The sequence below is a fragment of the Pseudomonas sp. FYR_5 genome, assembly GCF_043106315.1.
GTDB classification, from domain to species: domain Bacteria; phylum Pseudomonadota; class Gammaproteobacteria; order Pseudomonadales; family Pseudomonadaceae; genus Aquipseudomonas; species Aquipseudomonas putida_Y.
Genome location: NZ_JBICMK010000087.1, coordinates 1 through 15,334, shown reverse-complemented (window position 1 = coordinate 15,334; position 15,334 = coordinate 1). Strand labels below are relative to the sequence as shown.

Here is a 15,334-nt window from a genome sequence, read left to right as displayed (position 1 = left end):
TCATGGCAGCAAGCGGCAGCCCTCACGGGCGCCTTGCCAGGCCGCCTGGCTACGCCGCCCCAGGCCTTCAGCGGTGACTTGCCGCTGCTGGCTGTTTTCCTCCAGCAGGCTCAGTGGCAGCCATTGTTTCACATACCCCAGGCAGTACGCCTCGTCGAAGCCCATGACAAAGCGGCAGGAACAGTATTCCTTGGCCGAGTAGGCCGGGAGGATGCCGGGGAAGTCCGCCAGCGCCTGGCGTTCCTGCCAGGCCCAGTACAGGAGCCCTGCCAGTACCAGCAGCCATAACCGCTTCATGCCCCCTCCCCGGCCAGTGCCGCCAGCACCCGTTTGAGCAGTTCGTCGTGTCGATAGCTGCTGTCGCGGTCATCGGCATAGCGCACGATCACCAGCTTTTGCTCAGGCAGCACATATAACGCCTGCCCCCAGTGGCCAAGGGCGGCGAAGGTGTCTGTCGGTGCACTGGGCCAAGGCCGTTCGGCGCCAGCCAGCGGTTGGTTGAGCCACCAGTGGCCACCAGGGTTGGCCTCGCCAGGCAGCGGCTGGGCCTGGGCAAACGGGGTGCGGTTGAAGGCTACCCAGGCTTTAGGCAGCAATTGTCGGCCCTGCCAGCGCCCGTCGCGCTGCATCAGCAGGCCTATACGGGCCAAATCGCGGGCACTGAGGTACAGATAGGAAGAGCCTACGTAGGTGCCTGCCCGGTCACGCTCCCACACCGCACTGCCGATACCCAACGGGGTGAACAGAGCGTGCCAGGGGTAGTCGGGGTACTGCCCGGCATCGAGCATGCCGCGCAGCGCTGCGGCGAGCAGGTTACTGTCGCCGCTGGAGTAGAGGAATCGCTGACCGGGGCTGGCAGCGATACCCCGCGCTGCCGTATAGGCAGCCATGTCTGCGCGGCCACGGGTATACAGCATGGCCACCACAGAGGATTTCAGCGGTGCATATTCATAGTCTTCCTGCCAGTCGAGGCCACTGGCCCAGTGCAGCAGGTCGGCCACGCGCACGCCGGGGTGGGCGCGCATAGGTGGATAGAAGCGGCTGACCGGGTCTTGCAGCTGGAAGCGGCCTTCGCCCTGGGCCACGCCCATTATCGTGGCCAGTACGCTCTTGCTTACCGACCAGGTCAGGTGCGCGGTGTCGGCACGGGTGGGCGCTGTGTAGCGCTCGTGGAGGATACGACCGTCGCGGATGACCAGCAGAGCGTCGGTGCGGATGCCGTTGCGCTCCGAGGGAGAGCGTGCGGGAAAGGCGTAAGCGTCGACGGCCCGCCAGTCAAGGGAGGCAGGGTCGTTCTGCCACTGCGGGTCAGGCCAGTCCTCAGCCTTGACGCTACCTGCAATCATCGCAAGGAGGACCAACAGTACCTTCATCGTGCTCGCCCTGATTGGGGCTGCCTTGCAGCCCTTCGCGGGCAAGCCCGCTCTCACAGTTGCAGGAGCGGATGCCCCCGCGAACAGGCCAACATCATCAATAGAGCATCAGCGCCGAACCGGCCGCTTCTGCAACTTGCGCTGCAGCGTCCGCCGGTGCATGCCCAGCGCCCGTGCGGTCGCCGAGATGTTGCCTTCATGCTCGTTCAGCACGCGCTGGATGTGCTCCCACTGCAGGCGATCGACCGACATCGGGTTTTCCGGCACCAGGGTATCCAGGTCGGTGTGCTCCGACAGCAGCGCTGCCAACACGTCATCGGCGTCAGCCGGCTTGCACAGGTAGTTGCAGGCACCGCGCTTGACTGCCTCTACTGCGGTGGCAATGCTCGAGTAACCGGTCAGGATCACCACGCGCATTTCCGGGTCCAGTTCCAGCAACTTGGGCAGCAGCACCAGGCCGGAGTCGCCATCCATCTTCAGGTCCAGCGTGGCGTAGTCCGGCAGGTCCTGCTGGGCCAGGATCAAGCCTTCTTCGGCAGAACTGGCAGTGCTCACACGGAAACCGCGACGGCTCATGGCCCGGGCCATGACCCGGGTGAAGGTGGCATCATCATCCACCAGCAGCAGGTGCGGCAGCTCTTCGCTTTCGACCTGGTTTTCTTCGCTCATCATTCATCTCCTCGCTTGCCATAGGGCAGGCGCAGTTCGGTCAGGGTGCCACCCTGTTCATGACTATAGAGTTTCACCGAGCCGCCCGCACGGGTCACGCTGGCCTTGCTCAAGAACAGGCCCAGGCCGAAGCCTTTGCCCTTGGTGGTAATAAAAGGTTTGCCAATGGCTTCGGCAATGGCCGGCGGTACACCAGGGCCATGGTCGTGGATACTGATGACAATGTCCTGGGCGTCCCAGTCCAGGCGAACCTCCAGATCATCGGGGCAGGCATCTGCGGCATTGTTCAACAGGTTCAGTAGCGCCTGGGTCAGGTCTGGCGGCGGTGCCAGGCGCGGCACTTTGCCGTCGCGCAGGCGCTGGAAGCGGTAGCTGGCTTCCGGGCGCATCAGGTGCCAGCGGTTGAGCGCCTCGTCCAGCCACGCAGTCACATCCTGCTCCACGATGGCCAGGCGTCGGTTGGCTTCGGCTGCGCGTACCAACTGTTGCAAGGTCTCTTTGCACAGCTTTACCTGGTCCTGGAGGATCTGCAGGTCCTCCTGCAACAGCGGATCGGTGTGGTCCTGGCGCATTTCGTTGATCAGCACACTCATGGTCGCCAGCGGTGTGCCCAGCTCATGGGCGGCACCGGCGGCCTGGGTAGCCACAGCCAGCAGTTGCTCGTCGCGCAGGCTTTCTTCACGCCGTTCTGAACGCAGTTGCTCCTGGCGGCGCAGCTCTTCGGCCATGCGCGCAGCAAAGAAGGTGATCACTGCGGCAGCCAAGGCAATGCTCAGCCACATGCCGTAGACCTGCATCTTGTCCCGCGCCATTGGCAGCCCTTCGAGCGGGTAGAACTGCACCAGCAGCAGGCTGTAGGCCGTCAGCGCAATACCCGACAGGATCAGCGAATACAGCCACGGCAAGGTCACCGCAGCGATCGCCAGCGGCACCAGGTAATACGACACGAACGGGTTGGTCGAGCCGCCGGAGTAATACAGCAAGGCGCTGTGGATCAGCAGGTCACAGGCCAGCTGCAGGGCGTATTCCATTTCGGTGACGGGCAGCGACAGGCGCAGGCGCAGGGCCGTGAAGGCACACAGCAGCGAAGACAGGGCCAAGGTGCCGGCCAGCGACAGCCAGGGCAACGGCAGCAGTTCGGTCCAGTAGGCAACGCCCACCGAGCCGGCCTGGGCAGCCAGGACCAGGACCCGAATAAGGGTGAGGCGCCAGAGGTTCTGGCGGGTAGCGGACAACGGTTGTACGGCGGCGAGCATGAGCTCTCCTGATGAGTGCTCCAGAAAAATCGGCTGGAGTATACCGAAGCCGGGCGCCTCGCTGCAGCGATGCGGCAAAGCGCCACACTTTGTCACAGGTTCATGATGGCACTTTTGAACCCACTACACTGTTGCCGGTCCGATGGGCCATGCGTGGAATGGAAGTCCAGCCCCCACGCCTTTCAATGCCAAGGAGTATCACATGCAAATCCCACGTCGCGGCGCCGCCCTGATCATGTCTTGCGGCCTGCTCGCCAGCCTGCCGGCACTGGCCGCCGATGAACCACGTTTCAACCAGGTATCGCTGCGGGCCGAAGTCAGCAAGGAAGTGGCGCGCGACCTGATGGTCGTGACCCTGTACAGCGAAGCGCAGAACAGCGACCCGGGCAAGCTCGCCAAGCAGATCACCGAAACCATGAACAAGGCCGTGCAGCAGTCGCGCCAGGTCAAGGACGTGAAGATCAGCCAGGGCAGCCGCAACAGCTACCCGGTGTACGACAGCAAGGGCCAGAAGATCACCGGCTGGCGCGAACGCGCCGAGCTGCGCCTGGAAAGCGCCAACTTCCCGGCCTTGTCCCAGCTTACCGCCGATCTGTTGCAAGAGCTGAAAATGGGCGGCATGGACTTCTCCATCGCCCCGGCCACGCGCAAGGCCAGCGAGGATGCACTGCTCAAGGATGCGGTCGATGCCTTCAAGGCACGCGCGCAACTGGCCACCGAAGCGCTGGGCGGCAAAGGCTACAAAGTGGTCAGCCTGAACCTCAACAGCAGCGGCTACCCGCGTCCGTACTTGCGTAGCGCGCCGATGGCGATGAAGGCCATGGGGGCTGATGAAGCAGCACCGGCGCCAGATATCGAGGCGGGCACCAGTGAAGTGAGCATGAATGCCGATGGCCTGATCGAAGTGCAGATGCCATAAGGCGTCCACGCATCATCTGTGGGAGCGGGCGGGCTCGCGAACAAGACACTGCGGTGGATGGCACGGGCTTCGCCTGTGTTCGCGGGTAAACCCGCTCCTACAGGTGACCGCATCAATTTCACGATTTTCGGAAGTTTCCTACGCACCACATAGGTGCCTTCCTACATTCCTGCCCGTCCGAAACATCGCGCAAAACGCCATCATTCTGCCTACGCAAACGTTTAACTTCGCCAAAAGTTATATCGATGCGACATCCATGTACGGACGTTCCACTTTTCTGGCGCCAACTATCCTCCTACCTGTTGCATTGGGAACAGCCCCTGCATAAGTATCCGCAGGTCGGCTCACGAGGCCACCTCATCCAAAAAATGACAACAATGAGGCCACCATGCTCAAACACGCAGTCATTCCGTTCCTGCTGGGTGCAGGCTTGCTCAGCGGCGCACCGTCGGCCGTTGCCGCATCCAACCTGGTGTTCTGCTCCGAAGGCAGCCCGGCCGGCTTCGATCCGGGGCAGTACACCACCGGGACCGACTTCGACGCCTCGGCAGAGACCGTGTTCAACCGCCTGACCCAGTTCGAGCGCGGCGGCACTGCGGTCATCCCGGGCCTGGCGACCCAATGGGAAGTGTCCGACGACGGCAAGACCTATACCTTCCACCTGCGCGAAGGGGTCAAGTTCCACACCACCGACTACTTCAAGCCCAGCCGCCCGTTCAACGCCGACGACGTGCTGTTCACCTTCAACCGCATGCTCGACAAGGACAACCCGTTCCGCAAGGCGTACCCCACCGAGTTTCCATACTTCACCGACATGGGCATGGACAAGAACATTGCCAAGGTGGAGAAACTTGACGAGCACACGGTGAGGTTCACCCTCAACGAGGTTGACGCCGCGTTCATCCAGAACCTGGCCATGAGCTTTGCCTCGATCCAGTCCGCCGAATACGCTGACCAGCTGCTCAAGAACGGCAAGGCCGCCGACATCAACCAGAAGCCGATCGGCACCGGCCCGTTCGTGTTCAGCAAGTACCAAAAGGACGCGCAGATCCGCTTCAAGGGCAACAAGGACTACTGGAAGCCCGAGGACGTGAAGATCGACAACCTGATCTTTGCCATCACCACCGACGCCTCGGTGCGCATGCAGAAGCTTAAAAAGAACGAGTGCCAGGTCACCCTGTTCCCACGCCCGGCCGACATCGAGCCGCTAAAAGCCGACAAGAACCTGCAAATGCCGCAGCAGGCCGGTTTCAACCTCGGTTATATCGCCTACAACGTGATGGACAAGATCAAGGGCAGCAACGAGGCCAACCCCATGGCCCAGCTGAAAGTCCGGCAGGCGCTGGACATGGCCGTGGACAAGAAAAAGATCATCGAGTCGGTGTACCAGGGCGCCGGCCAGTTGGCGGTCAACGCCATGCCGCCCACGCAGTGGTCCTATGACGACAGCATCAAGGACGCCACCTTCGACCCCGAGAAAGCCAAGCAACTGCTCAAGGAAGCCGGCATCAAGGAAGGCACCGAAATCACCCTGTGGGCCATGCCCGTGCAACGCCCGTACAACCCCAATGCCAAACTGATGGCCGAAATGCTCCAGTCCGACTGGGCCAAGATCGGTATCAAGGCGAAGATCGTCAGTTATGAATGGGGCGAGTACATCAAGCGCTCCAAAGGTGGCGAACAGGGTGCCATGCTGATTGGCTGGAGCGGTGACAATGGTGACCCGGACAACTGGCTGGGTACCCTCTACGGTTGCGATGCCGTCGATGGCAACAACTTCTCCAAGTGGTGCTACAAGCCCTACGACGACCTGATCAAGCAGGCCAAGGCCACGTCCGACCAGGCCAAGCGCACCGAGCTGTACCAGAAGGCGCAGCATATCCTCAAGGAGCAGGTACCGATCACCCCGATCGCCCACTCCACTGTCTACCAACCCATGAGCGCCAAGGTGAAGGACTTCAAGATCAGCCCATTTTCGCTGAACGCCTTTTACGGCGTCAGCGTGGACAAGTAGGCTGACTGAGGCACCCGCTGAATCGCGGGTGCCCTTCACCCCCGTCACCTCTTCATGTCGTCCTGCGGCCATACGCTACGGGGTCGGCGAACTGTTGCCGTCATTCGTACCCGGAGGCGGCGCGAACAGATGTAAAAGGATTTGCCATGCGCCACGTTACCTGCCTTTCCGCGCTGCTGGCCCTGGGTCTGGTCAGCCAATCCCCGGTCCTGCTCGCCAACAACCTGGTGTTCTGCTCTGAAGGTAGCCCCGCCGGTTTCGACACCGCCCAGTACACCAGCGCCACCGACAACGACGCCGCCGAACCCATCTACAACCGCCTGGTCGAGTTCGAACGTGGCGGTACCGCCGTGCACCCGGCCCTGGCGACCCGCTGGGAGGTGTCCGACGACGGCCTGCGCTACACCTTCCACCTGCGTGAAGGGGTCAAGTTCCACAGCAACAAGGCCTTCAGCCCGAGCCGCGCGTTCAACGCCGACGATGTGCTGTTCACATTCAACCGCATGCTCGACAAGGGTCATCGGTTCCGTCAGGCCTACCCTACCGAGTTCCCCTATTTCATCGGCATGGGCCTGGACAAGAACATCGCCCGTGTCGAGAAGATCGACCCGATGACCGTGGTGTTCACCCTGAACACGGTCGATGCCGCGTTCATCCAGAACCTGGCCATGAGCTTCGCCTCCATTCTCTCCGCTGAATACGCCGAGCAGTTACTGGCCAGTGGACGCCCCGGCGACATCAATCAGCAACCTATCGGTACCGGGCCGTTCGTGTTCCAGCGCTACCAGAAGGATTCGCAGATCCGCTACAAGGGCAACAAGGACTATTGGGCAGCGAACGAAGTGAAGATCGACAACCTGGTGTTCTCGATCAATACCGATCCCTCGGTGCGCATCCAGAAGCTACGCCGCAACGAATGCCAGGTCACCCTGCACCCGCGCCCGGCCGACCTGCCGGCGCTCAAGGCCGACAGCACGCTGCAGGTGCTCCAGCAACCAGGCTTCAACCTCGGCTACATCGCCTACAACACCCAGCACCCACCATTCGACCGCCTGGAGGTGCGCCAGGCAATGGACATGGCGGTTAACAAGAAAGCCATCATCCAGGCGGTTTATCAGGACGCCGGCCAACTGGCGGTCAACGCCATGCCGCCGACCCAGTGGTCCTATGACGACAACATCAAGGACGCCCCGTACGCGCCGGAAAAGGCCAGACAGCTGCTGCAACAGGCGGGTGTCGAACCTGGCACCGAGATCACCCTGTGGGCCATGCCGGTGCAACGCCCGTACAACCCCAATGCCAAGCTGATGGCCGAAATGCTCCAGGCCGACTGGAGCAAACTCGGTTTCAAGGTGCGCATCGTCAGCTACGAATGGGGCGAATACCTCAAACGCATGAAAAACGGTGAGCACGACGTCGCCCTGATCGGCTGGACCGGAGACAACGGCGACCCGGACAACTGGCTGGGCACCCTATACAGCTGCGATGCCATCGGCAGCAACAACTACTCGCAGTGGTGCGACCCGCAGTACGACAGCCTGGTCAAGCAGGCCAAGCAGGTGACCGACCGTACCCAGCGCACCGCCCTCTACCAGCAGGCCCAGCAGCGGCTCAAGCAGCAGGTACCGATTACCCCGGTGGCGCACTCCACAGTGAACCAGCCGCTTAGCGTCAAGGTTTCCCAGTTCAAGGTCAGCCCGTTTGGGCGCAATGATTTTTCCGGTGTGAGTGTTGATTAAGCGTTAGCCAGTACCGGCCTCTTCGCGGGCAAGCCCGCTCCCACAGGATCTCAACAGGTTCGGACACTGCGCCCTACCTGTGGGAGCGGGCTTGCCCGCGAAGAGGCCAGTACGGCCAACACAACACCCCGATTCTGCCCGGTGATCCCGCGGCAACCCTGGCAACACAGCAGCAATCACCCGGCCCACAAGGCCGGCCATAACTAGAAAAGAAAGGGAGCTTTAACCTTGAAAGTATTCACCTTGACCGCACTGGCGTTATCCATCAGTGCCTTTTCCACTGTGGCCCAGGCAGATCCGCAGAGCCAGGACTACCTCCCGCTCACCCTCAAAAGCACCAGCGAGCAAGCGCAAGCCAGCGGCTTCATCGACGGCCAAAGCCTGTCCGGCAGCACCCGCAACTGGTATGCCCGTGAACGCGCCGCACGCGCGCCGCTATGGAAGTACTACAAGAACGACGGCACCCGCCACGACACCCACAGCCGTGAAAACTGGGTCCAGGGCACCATCCTCAACTACAGCTCCGGCTTCACCCAGGGCACCGTGGGCTTCGCCGTCGAGGCCGCCGGCTACAACGCCATCGCCCTGCAGCAGAGCCGCGAAGCCATTGCCGGCCCCAACAACCGCACCCTCACCCACAGCGATGGCGACCCCATCGGCCAGTGGAGCAAACTGGGCCTGGGCAATATCAAGGCGCGTGTGTCCAACACCACCCTTACCCTCGGCCGCCAGTCGGTAGACACGCCGATGATCGCCTACATCGGCAACCGCGCCCTGCCCTCGAGCTTCCAGGGCGCATTCCTGCACAGCGCCGAATTCGACAACCTCAGCATCGACCTGGGTACTTTCGACCGCGTCTCGCCACGTACCGAACAGAGCCTCAGCAAGTTCCGCAGCGAGTACAGCGCCACCGGCGTGGAAACCGACCGTGCCAGCACCGCCGGCATCAACTACCAGCCGTTCAAGAGCCTGAGTACCAGCCTGTACGCCACCAAGGTCGACGACTTCTGGAACCAGTACTACTTCGGCGCCAACCATGTGCTCGGCGACAGCGCAGTGCTCAGCCTGAGCACCGGCCTGAACTACTACAAGACCGTCGACGCCGGCAGCCAGAAAATGGGCAAGATCGACAACGACACCTACAGCCTGTCACTGGGCCTGACCCATCAGGCCCACACCCTCAGCGCCTCCTGGCAGCAGGTCAACGGCAACGAGTACTTTGACTACCTGCACGAAACCAACGGCATCTTCCTGGCCAACTCGCTGCTGTCGGATTTCAACGGCCCCAACGAGAAATCGCTGCAGATTTCCTATGTGCTGAACATGGCGCCCTATGGCGTGCCTGGCCTGAAGTTCAACCTGTACAACGCCCGCGGCTGGGGTATCGACGGCACCCACTACCGCGGCACTGCCTACGACGTGAATGGCCTGGATGGCGAAACCCACTATGAGTGGGGTATTGGCACCAGCTACGCGTTGCAGAGCGGGCCGCTGAAAGACACCAGCATCCGCGCCACCTACACCACCCATCGCGCCAGCAAGGCACAGGGCGACGGCAGCCTGGATGAGTTCCGCGTGGTCACCACCATTCCATTCAACATTCTCTGACCGTCGGCGCCCTGGCCCGTTTCGCTGCGGGCCGGGGCGGCTACGCTGGAACCAATGCAAGCAGGGAGTTTTCAACACATGCACAGAGCTTTCATGAAATCGCGGCCGTTGCGCCTAGCCCTGGTCGCGCTGCTTCTGGGCGGCGCCACGCAACTGGCGGCCAAACCGCTGGTGGTGTGTACAGAAGCCAGCCCGGAAGGGTTCGACATCGTCCAGTACACCACCGCAGTCACCGCCGATGCCTCGGCCGAGACAGTGTTCAACCGCCTGGTCGACTTCAAACCCGGCACAACCGAGATCCAGCCAGCCCTGGCCGAGCGCTGGGACATTTCAGCCGACGGCCTGACCTACACCTTCCATCTGCGTCAGGGGGTGAAGTTCCACACCACCGACTACTTCAAGCCAACTCGTGACTTCAACGCCGATGACGTGCTGTGGAGCCTCAATCGCCAGCTCGACCCGAACCACCCCTGGCATGACAAGACCAGCGTCGGCTACCCGTACTTCGAGAGCATGGGGTTCAAGGAACTGCTCAAGTCGGTCAGCAAGGCTGACGAGCACACCGTGGTGATTACCCTCAGCCGACCGGAAGCGCCGTTCCTGCGCGACATGGCCATGGGCTTTACCTCGATCTACTCCGCCGAATACGGCGACCAGTTGCTCAAGTCTGGCAAGACCGCCGAGCTGAACAGCAAGCCGATCGGCACCGGCCCTTTCATTTTCCAGCGTTACAACAAGGACGCCCAGGTCCGCTTCAAGCCCAACCCGGACTATTTCCGTGGCAAGCCGCCGGCCGATGCGCTGGTGTTCGCCATCGCCATCGACAGCAACGTGCGCCTGCAAAAACTGCGCGCCAACGAGTGCCAGGTGGCGCTCTATCCCAAGCCCGATGACGTACCGTCGATCAAGCAAGACCCGAAACTCAAGGTTGAAGAAATCGAGGCCTTGGTCACCGGCTACATCGCCATGAATACCCAGCACAAATACCTCAACGACGTGCGCGTGCGTAAAGCCATCAACATGGCCTTCGACCGCCAGACCCATGTCGACCAACTGTTTGGCAAAGGCAACGCGCTGGTAGGTGTAAACCCTTACCCCCCCACCATGATCGGCTACAACACCCACAACCAGAACCCACCGCGCGACCTCGATAAAGCCCGCGCACTGCTCAGTCAGGCCGGTGTACCCGAGGGCACGGTAATCACCCTGTTCACCCGCAACGGCGGCGGCCCGACCAACCCCAACCCGCGCCTGTCCGCCGAGATGCTGCAAGCCGACCTCAAACAGATCGGCCTCAAGCTGGATATCCGCGTCATGGAATGGGCCGAGATGCTGCGCCGGGCGAAGAACGGCGAAGCCGACCTGGTGTCCACCGGCTGGGCCGGCGACAACGGCGACCCGGACAACTTCCTCAGCCCGCTGCTCAGTTGCGATGCCGTGAAAAGTGGCGAGAACTATGCGCGCTGGTGCAACCCCAAGTTCCAGGAACTGATCAGCCGCGCCCGCGAAGTGATCGACAACGACGAGCGTGCAAGGCTCTATAACGAGGCATTGAAAGTGTACGATGACGACCAACCCTGGATCAGCATGGCTCATCCAAAGATGTTCACCGCCATGCGTGACAACGTGGAGGGCTACGTGATCAGCCCTCTGACCAACAATAACTTCGCCACGACCAAGGTGAAGTAGAACAACAACGACCGCCGGCACCCCACACGGGGACCGGCGGCACTGCCGTAGCGGGCTGATCGCCCCACGGCCTGATGAGGTAACCCCGACAATGTTGAGTTTTATTGCCCGGCGCCTTGGCCTGCTGATACCGACCTTTTTCGGCATCACCTTGCTGACCTTCGCGCTCATACGCCTGATCCCCGGCGACCCGGTGGAAGTGATGATGGGCGAGCGCAGGGTCGACCCCGAAATGCATGCCCAGGCCATGGAACGCCTGGGCCTGAACAAGCCACTGCCGGTCCAGTACCTGGACTACGTCGGCAAACTTGCCCAGGGTGACCTTGGCGAATCGCTGCGCACCCGCGAAAGCGTGTGGCGCGAGTTCCTCACCCTGTTCCCGGCCACCTTGGAACTGGCCTTCGCCGCCCTGCTGTTCGCCGGCGTCGTCGGCCTGCTGGCCGGTGTAATCGCCGCACTCAAGCGCGGTTCGCTGTTCGACCACGGGGTCATGGGCATATCACTGGCCGGCTACTCGATGCCGATTTTCTGGTGGGGCCTGATCCTGATCATGTTCTTCTCGGTAAGCCTGGGCTGGACCCCGGTATCCGGGCGCATCAACCTGCTCTACGACATCGAGCCGAAAACCGGCTTCATGCTCATCGATACCCTGCTCAGCGATGAAGAAGGCGCGTTCAAGGACGCTGTGATGCACCTGATCCTGCCGGCCATCGTGCTCGGTACCATCCCGCTGGCAGTGATCGCCCGCATGACCCGCTCGTCGATGCTCGAAGTGCTGCGTGAGGACTACATCCGCACCGCCCGCGCCAAAGGCCTGTCGCCGGCCCGTGTGGTATTCGTGCACGGCCTGCGCAATGCGCTGATCCCGGTGCTGACCGTGTTCGGCCTGCAGGTCGGCACGCTGCTGGCCGGTGCGGTGCTGACCGAAACCATCTTTTCCTGGCCGGGCATCGGCAAATGGCTGATCGAAGCCATCGGTGCCCGTGACTACCCCGTGGTCCAGAACGGCATCCTGTTGATCGCCTGCCTGGTGATTCTGGTCAACTTCGTCGTGGACATCCTCTACGGCCTGGCCAACCCACGCATCCGTCATCAGCGCTGAGGCCTTTGCCATGACTAGCCCGATTCCAAAATCCGTGTCGCCGGCCAGCCCGGTGGACCAGAGCCTGCTTTACCCCTCCCCGTACAAAGAATTCTGGCAAGCCTTCGCGCGCAACAAGGGCGCGGTAATGGGCCTGGCCTTCATGTGCCTGGTGGTGTTCTGCGCGCTGTTCGCGCCTTGGGTCGCCCCGCATGACCCGAGCGAGCAGTACCGCGACTTCCTGCTGACCCCGCCGGTGTGGCTGGAAGGCGGCACCTGGCAGTTCATTCTGGGCACCGACGAACTGGGCCGTGATCTGCTTTCGCGGCTGATTCAAGGTGCACGGCTGTCGCTGCTGATCGGCCTGTCGTCAGTGGTGATGTCACTGATCCCGGGCATTCTCCTTGGGCTGCTGGCCGGCTTTTTTCCGCAGTTGCTCGGCCCGTCGATCATGCGCCTGATGGACGTGATGCTGGCCTTGCCGTCGCTGTTGCTGGCCGTGGCCATCGTCGCCATCCTCGGCCCTGGCCTGATCAACACCGTGATCGCCATCGCCATCGTCTCGCTGCCCTCTTATGTGCGCCTGACCCGCGCCGCGGTGATGGGTGAACTCAACCGCGACTACGTCACCGCCGCACGCCTGGCCGGTGCCGGCCTGCCACGTCTGATGTTCGTCACCGTGCTGCCCAACTGCATGGCCCCGCTGATCGTGCAGGCCACCCTCAGCTTCTCCTCGGCCATCCTCGACGCCGCCGCACTGGGTTTCCTTGGCCTCGGCGTACAGCCGCCAACCCCCGAGTGGGGCACCATGCTGGCTTCGGCCCGAGACTACATCGAGCGCGCCTGGTGGGTAGTGAGCCTGCCTGGCCTGACCATTCTGCTCAGTGTGCTGGCAATCAACCTGATGGGCGACGGCCTGCGCGATGCGCTGGACCCGAAACTCAAGAACGCCGCCTGAGGAGAACGCCATGTCACTGTTGCAGATCAACAACCTGAACGTGCGCTTCGGCGACGCCAATGCAGTACCGGTGGTAGACGGCCTGGACCTGAAAGTGGACGCTGGCGAGATCCTGGCCATCGTCGGCGAGTCCGGCTCGGGCAAGTCGGTCACCATGATGGCCCTGATGGGCCTGATCGACGCTCCCGGGCGCATCACCGCCGACTCACTGACCTTCGACGGCACTGATATGCTCAAGCTCAGCGGCCGTCAGCGGCGCAAGGTGGTGGGCAAGGACATCGCCATGGTCTTCCAGGACCCGATGACCGCGCTCAACCCCAGCTACACCGTGGGCTTCCAGATCGAGGAAGTGCTGCGCCAGCACTTGGGCCTTAAGGGCAAGGCTGCCCGCCAGCGTGCTCTGGAGCTCTTGAAGAAGGTCGAGATCCCGGCCGCAGAAAGCCGCCTGGACGCTTACCCGCACCAGCTGTCAGGCGGCATGAGCCAACGTGTGGCGATCGCCATGGCCATTGCCGGCGAGCCCAAGCTGCTGATCGCCGACGAACCGACCACGGCCCTCGACGTGACCATCCAGGCTCAGATCATGGAACTGCTGGTCAACCTGCAGAAGGAGCGCAACATGGCGCTCATCCTGATCACCCACGACCTCGCCGTGGTCGCCGAAACCGCCAGGCGGGTGTGCGTGATGTACGCCGGCCAAGCCGTGGAAGTGGGCCAGGTGCCAGAACTGTTCGATGTGCCCGCCCACCCTTACAGCGAAGCCCTGCTCGCCGCGATTCCCGAGCACAGCATTGGCGCCGAGCGCCTGGCCACACTGCCTGGCATCGTCCCCGGCCGCTACGACCGCCCGGTCGGCTGCCTGCTGTCACCACGCTGCCCCTATGTACAGGACAATTGCCAGCGCCAGCGCCCGCCCCTCGACCCACAGGCCCACAGCCTGGTGCGTTGCTTCTACCCGCTGAATCAGGAGGTGGCGTGATGGCCGTCGTACTTACCGCACGGGAGCTGACCCGGCATTACGAAGTGTCCCGCGGGCTGTTCAAGGGCCACGCGCTGGTGCGCGCGCTCAATGGCGTGTCGTTCGAACTGGAGGCCGGCAAGACCCTGGCCGTGGTCGGTGAGTCCGGCTGTGGCAAGTCGACCCTGGCCCGCGCCCTGACCCTGATCGAAGAGCCTTCGTCCGGCTCGCTGCAAATTGCCGGCACCGAGGTGAAGGGCGCCAGCAAGGCAGAGCGCAAACAACTGCGCCGCGATGTGCAGATGGTGTTCCAGAGCCCCTACGCCTCGCTCAACCCACGGCAGAAGATCGGCGACCAACTGGCCGAACCGCTGCTGATCAACACCTCGCTGAGCAAGGCCGAGCGCCGCGACAAGGTGCAGAAGATGATGGAGCAGGTCGGCCTGCGCCCCGAGCACTATCAGCGCTACCCGCACATGTTTTCCGGCGGTCAGCGCCAGCGCATTGCCCTGGCACGGGCGATGATGCTGCAGCCGAAAGTGCTGGTGGCGGACGAGCCAACCTCGGCGCTGGACGTGTCGATTCAGGCGCAGGTGCTGAACTTGTTCATGGATCTGCAGAAGGAGTTCAATACCGCCTACGTGTTCATCTCGCACAACCTGGCGGTGGTACGGCATGTGGCGGATCAGGTACTGGTGATGTACCTGGGGCGGCCGGCGGAGATGGGGCCGAAGGAGGACATCTACGCGAAGCCGCTGCACCCGTATACCCAGGCGTTGCTGTCGGCGACACCGGCGATTCATCCAGACCCGTTGAAGCCGAAGATTCGCATCGCCGGGGAGCTGCCCAACCCGCTGAGCCCGCCGGATGGGTGTGCATTCCACAAACGCTGCCCGCATGCGACCGAGCGGTGTGCCAAGGAGGTGCCGGCGCTGAGGCAGGTGAGTACGCGGCAGGTGGCTTGTCACTATGCCGAGCAGTTTCTCTAATCTTGTGAGGTGATACGCGAAGGGGACGAGAAAGCCGATGAGGCTGCCGGGGTAGTGTGAACTGCTCCAGGCTTCGGGCCC

The 15,334-nt window shown here is 62.5% G+C and carries 13 protein-coding genes; 9 read left to right on the top strand and 4 right to left on the bottom strand.

Translation table 11 applies throughout. The features are described from left to right. From ACF8RA_RS15010 to ACF8RA_RS14995, 4 genes are all read right to left on the bottom strand, one after another. Positions 1-297 (bottom strand): amidase, encoded by a 297-nt coding sequence (locus ACF8RA_RS15010; protein ID WP_176683788.1) that lies wholly within the window; start codon positions 295-297, stop codon positions 1-3. Next, positions 294-1,373, bottom strand: a complete 1,080-nt coding sequence (locus ACF8RA_RS15005; RefSeq protein ID WP_392461921.1) for a serine hydrolase domain-containing protein — start codon at positions 1,371-1,373, stop codon at positions 294-296. Before ACF8RA_RS15005 ends, ACF8RA_RS15010 begins: the two co-directional genes overlap by 4 nt. A gap of 108 nt (positions 1,374-1,481) precedes the next feature. After that, a complete protein-coding gene (locus ACF8RA_RS15000; protein ID WP_003255244.1) occupies positions 1,482-2,042 on the bottom strand; it encodes a response regulator transcription factor in 561 nt (186 codons plus the stop codon). Further along, entirely contained in the window at positions 2,042-3,298 is a 1,257-nt protein-coding gene (locus tag ACF8RA_RS14995; protein ID WP_176683790.1) for an ATP-binding protein, read from the bottom strand. Before ACF8RA_RS14995 ends, ACF8RA_RS15000 begins: the two co-directional genes overlap by 1 nt. A 202-nt stretch (positions 3,299-3,500) precedes the next feature. Here ACF8RA_RS14995 and ACF8RA_RS14990 point away from each other — a divergent pair, with 202 nt between their 5' ends. The 9 genes from ACF8RA_RS14990 to ACF8RA_RS14950 all read left to right on the top strand — a co-directional run bounded on the left by ACF8RA_RS14990 (position 3,501) and on the right by ACF8RA_RS14950 (position 15,253). Beyond that, positions 3,501-4,217, top strand: a complete 717-nt coding sequence (locus tag ACF8RA_RS14990; RefSeq protein ID WP_021781805.1) for an SIMPL domain-containing protein — start codon at positions 3,501-3,503, stop codon at positions 4,215-4,217. A gap of 388 nt (positions 4,218-4,605) precedes the next feature. After that, positions 4,606-6,231, top strand: coding sequence for an ABC transporter substrate-binding protein (locus ACF8RA_RS14985; protein ID WP_176683791.1), 1,626 nt, complete (start codon positions 4,606-4,608; stop codon positions 6,229-6,231). Between the two features lie 146 nt (positions 6,232-6,377). Next, positions 6,378-7,970: an ABC transporter substrate-binding protein gene (locus ACF8RA_RS14980; RefSeq protein ID WP_176683792.1), complete on the top strand. Its 1,593-nt coding sequence runs from the start codon at positions 6,378-6,380 to the stop codon at positions 7,968-7,970. 228 nt (positions 7,971-8,198) lie between these two features. Continuing rightward, the gene (locus ACF8RA_RS14975) at positions 8,199-9,578 is read left to right on the top strand and encodes an OprD family porin (protein ID WP_021781802.1); all 1,380 of its coding nucleotides are present in this window, start codon (positions 8,199-8,201) and stop codon (positions 9,576-9,578) included. Between the two features lie 78 nt (positions 9,579-9,656). Further along, positions 9,657-11,267, top strand: a complete 1,611-nt coding sequence (locus ACF8RA_RS14970; protein ID WP_176683793.1) for an ABC transporter substrate-binding protein — start codon at positions 9,657-9,659, stop codon at positions 11,265-11,267. Between the two features lie 91 nt (positions 11,268-11,358). Further along, the gene (locus ACF8RA_RS14965; RefSeq protein WP_392461913.1) at positions 11,359-12,369 is read left to right on the top strand and encodes an ABC transporter permease subunit; all 1,011 of its coding nucleotides are present in this window, start codon (positions 11,359-11,361) and stop codon (positions 12,367-12,369) included. Positions 12,370-12,379: 10 nt separating this feature from the next. Next, positions 12,380-13,306, top strand: a complete 927-nt coding sequence (locus tag ACF8RA_RS14960) for an ABC transporter permease subunit (protein WP_009685150.1) — start codon at positions 12,380-12,382, stop codon at positions 13,304-13,306. 10 nt (positions 13,307-13,316) lie between these two features. Then, complete coding sequence (locus tag ACF8RA_RS14955; protein ID WP_392519315.1) at positions 13,317-14,285, top strand: ABC transporter ATP-binding protein; 969 nt, start codon at positions 13,317-13,319, stop codon at positions 14,283-14,285. Next, positions 14,285-15,253, top strand: a complete 969-nt coding sequence (locus ACF8RA_RS14950; protein ID WP_176683796.1) for a peptide ABC transporter ATP-binding protein — start codon at positions 14,285-14,287, stop codon at positions 15,251-15,253. Before ACF8RA_RS14955 ends, ACF8RA_RS14950 begins: the two co-directional genes overlap by 1 nt. Positions 15,254-15,334 lie beyond the last annotated feature (81 nt).

Excerpts from the sequence above, each read along its gene's own strand:
- ACF8RA_RS15010 (WP_176683788.1), bottom strand. The coding sequence starts at position 297 with ATGAAGCGGTTATGGCTGCTGGTACTGGCAGGGCTCCTGTACTGGGCC.
- ACF8RA_RS15005 (WP_392461921.1), bottom strand. The coding sequence starts at position 1,373 with ATGAAGGTACTGTTGGTCCTCCTTGCGATGATTGCAGGTAGCGTCAAG.
- ACF8RA_RS15000 (WP_003255244.1), bottom strand. The coding sequence starts at position 2,042 with ATGAGCGAAGAAAACCAGGTCGAAAGCGAAGAGCTGCCGCACCTGCTG.
- ACF8RA_RS14995 (WP_176683790.1), bottom strand. The coding sequence starts at position 3,298 with ATGCTCGCCGCCGTACAACCGTTGTCCGCTACCCGCCAGAACCTCTGG.
- ACF8RA_RS14990 (WP_021781805.1), top strand. The coding sequence starts at position 3,501 with ATGCAAATCCCACGTCGCGGCGCCGCCCTGATCATGTCTTGCGGCCTG.
- ACF8RA_RS14985 (WP_176683791.1), top strand. The coding sequence starts at position 4,606 with ATGCTCAAACACGCAGTCATTCCGTTCCTGCTGGGTGCAGGCTTGCTC.
- ACF8RA_RS14980 (WP_176683792.1), top strand. The coding sequence starts at position 6,378 with ATGCGCCACGTTACCTGCCTTTCCGCGCTGCTGGCCCTGGGTCTGGTC.
- ACF8RA_RS14970 (WP_176683793.1), top strand. The coding sequence starts at position 9,657 with ATGCACAGAGCTTTCATGAAATCGCGGCCGTTGCGCCTAGCCCTGGTC.
- ACF8RA_RS14965 (WP_392461913.1), top strand. The coding sequence starts at position 11,359 with ATGTTGAGTTTTATTGCCCGGCGCCTTGGCCTGCTGATACCGACCTTT.
- ACF8RA_RS14960 (WP_009685150.1), top strand. The coding sequence starts at position 12,380 with ATGACTAGCCCGATTCCAAAATCCGTGTCGCCGGCCAGCCCGGTGGAC.
- ACF8RA_RS14955 (WP_392519315.1), top strand. The coding sequence starts at position 13,317 with ATGTCACTGTTGCAGATCAACAACCTGAACGTGCGCTTCGGCGACGCC.
- ACF8RA_RS14950 (WP_176683796.1), top strand. The coding sequence starts at position 14,285 with ATGGCCGTCGTACTTACCGCACGGGAGCTGACCCGGCATTACGAAGTG.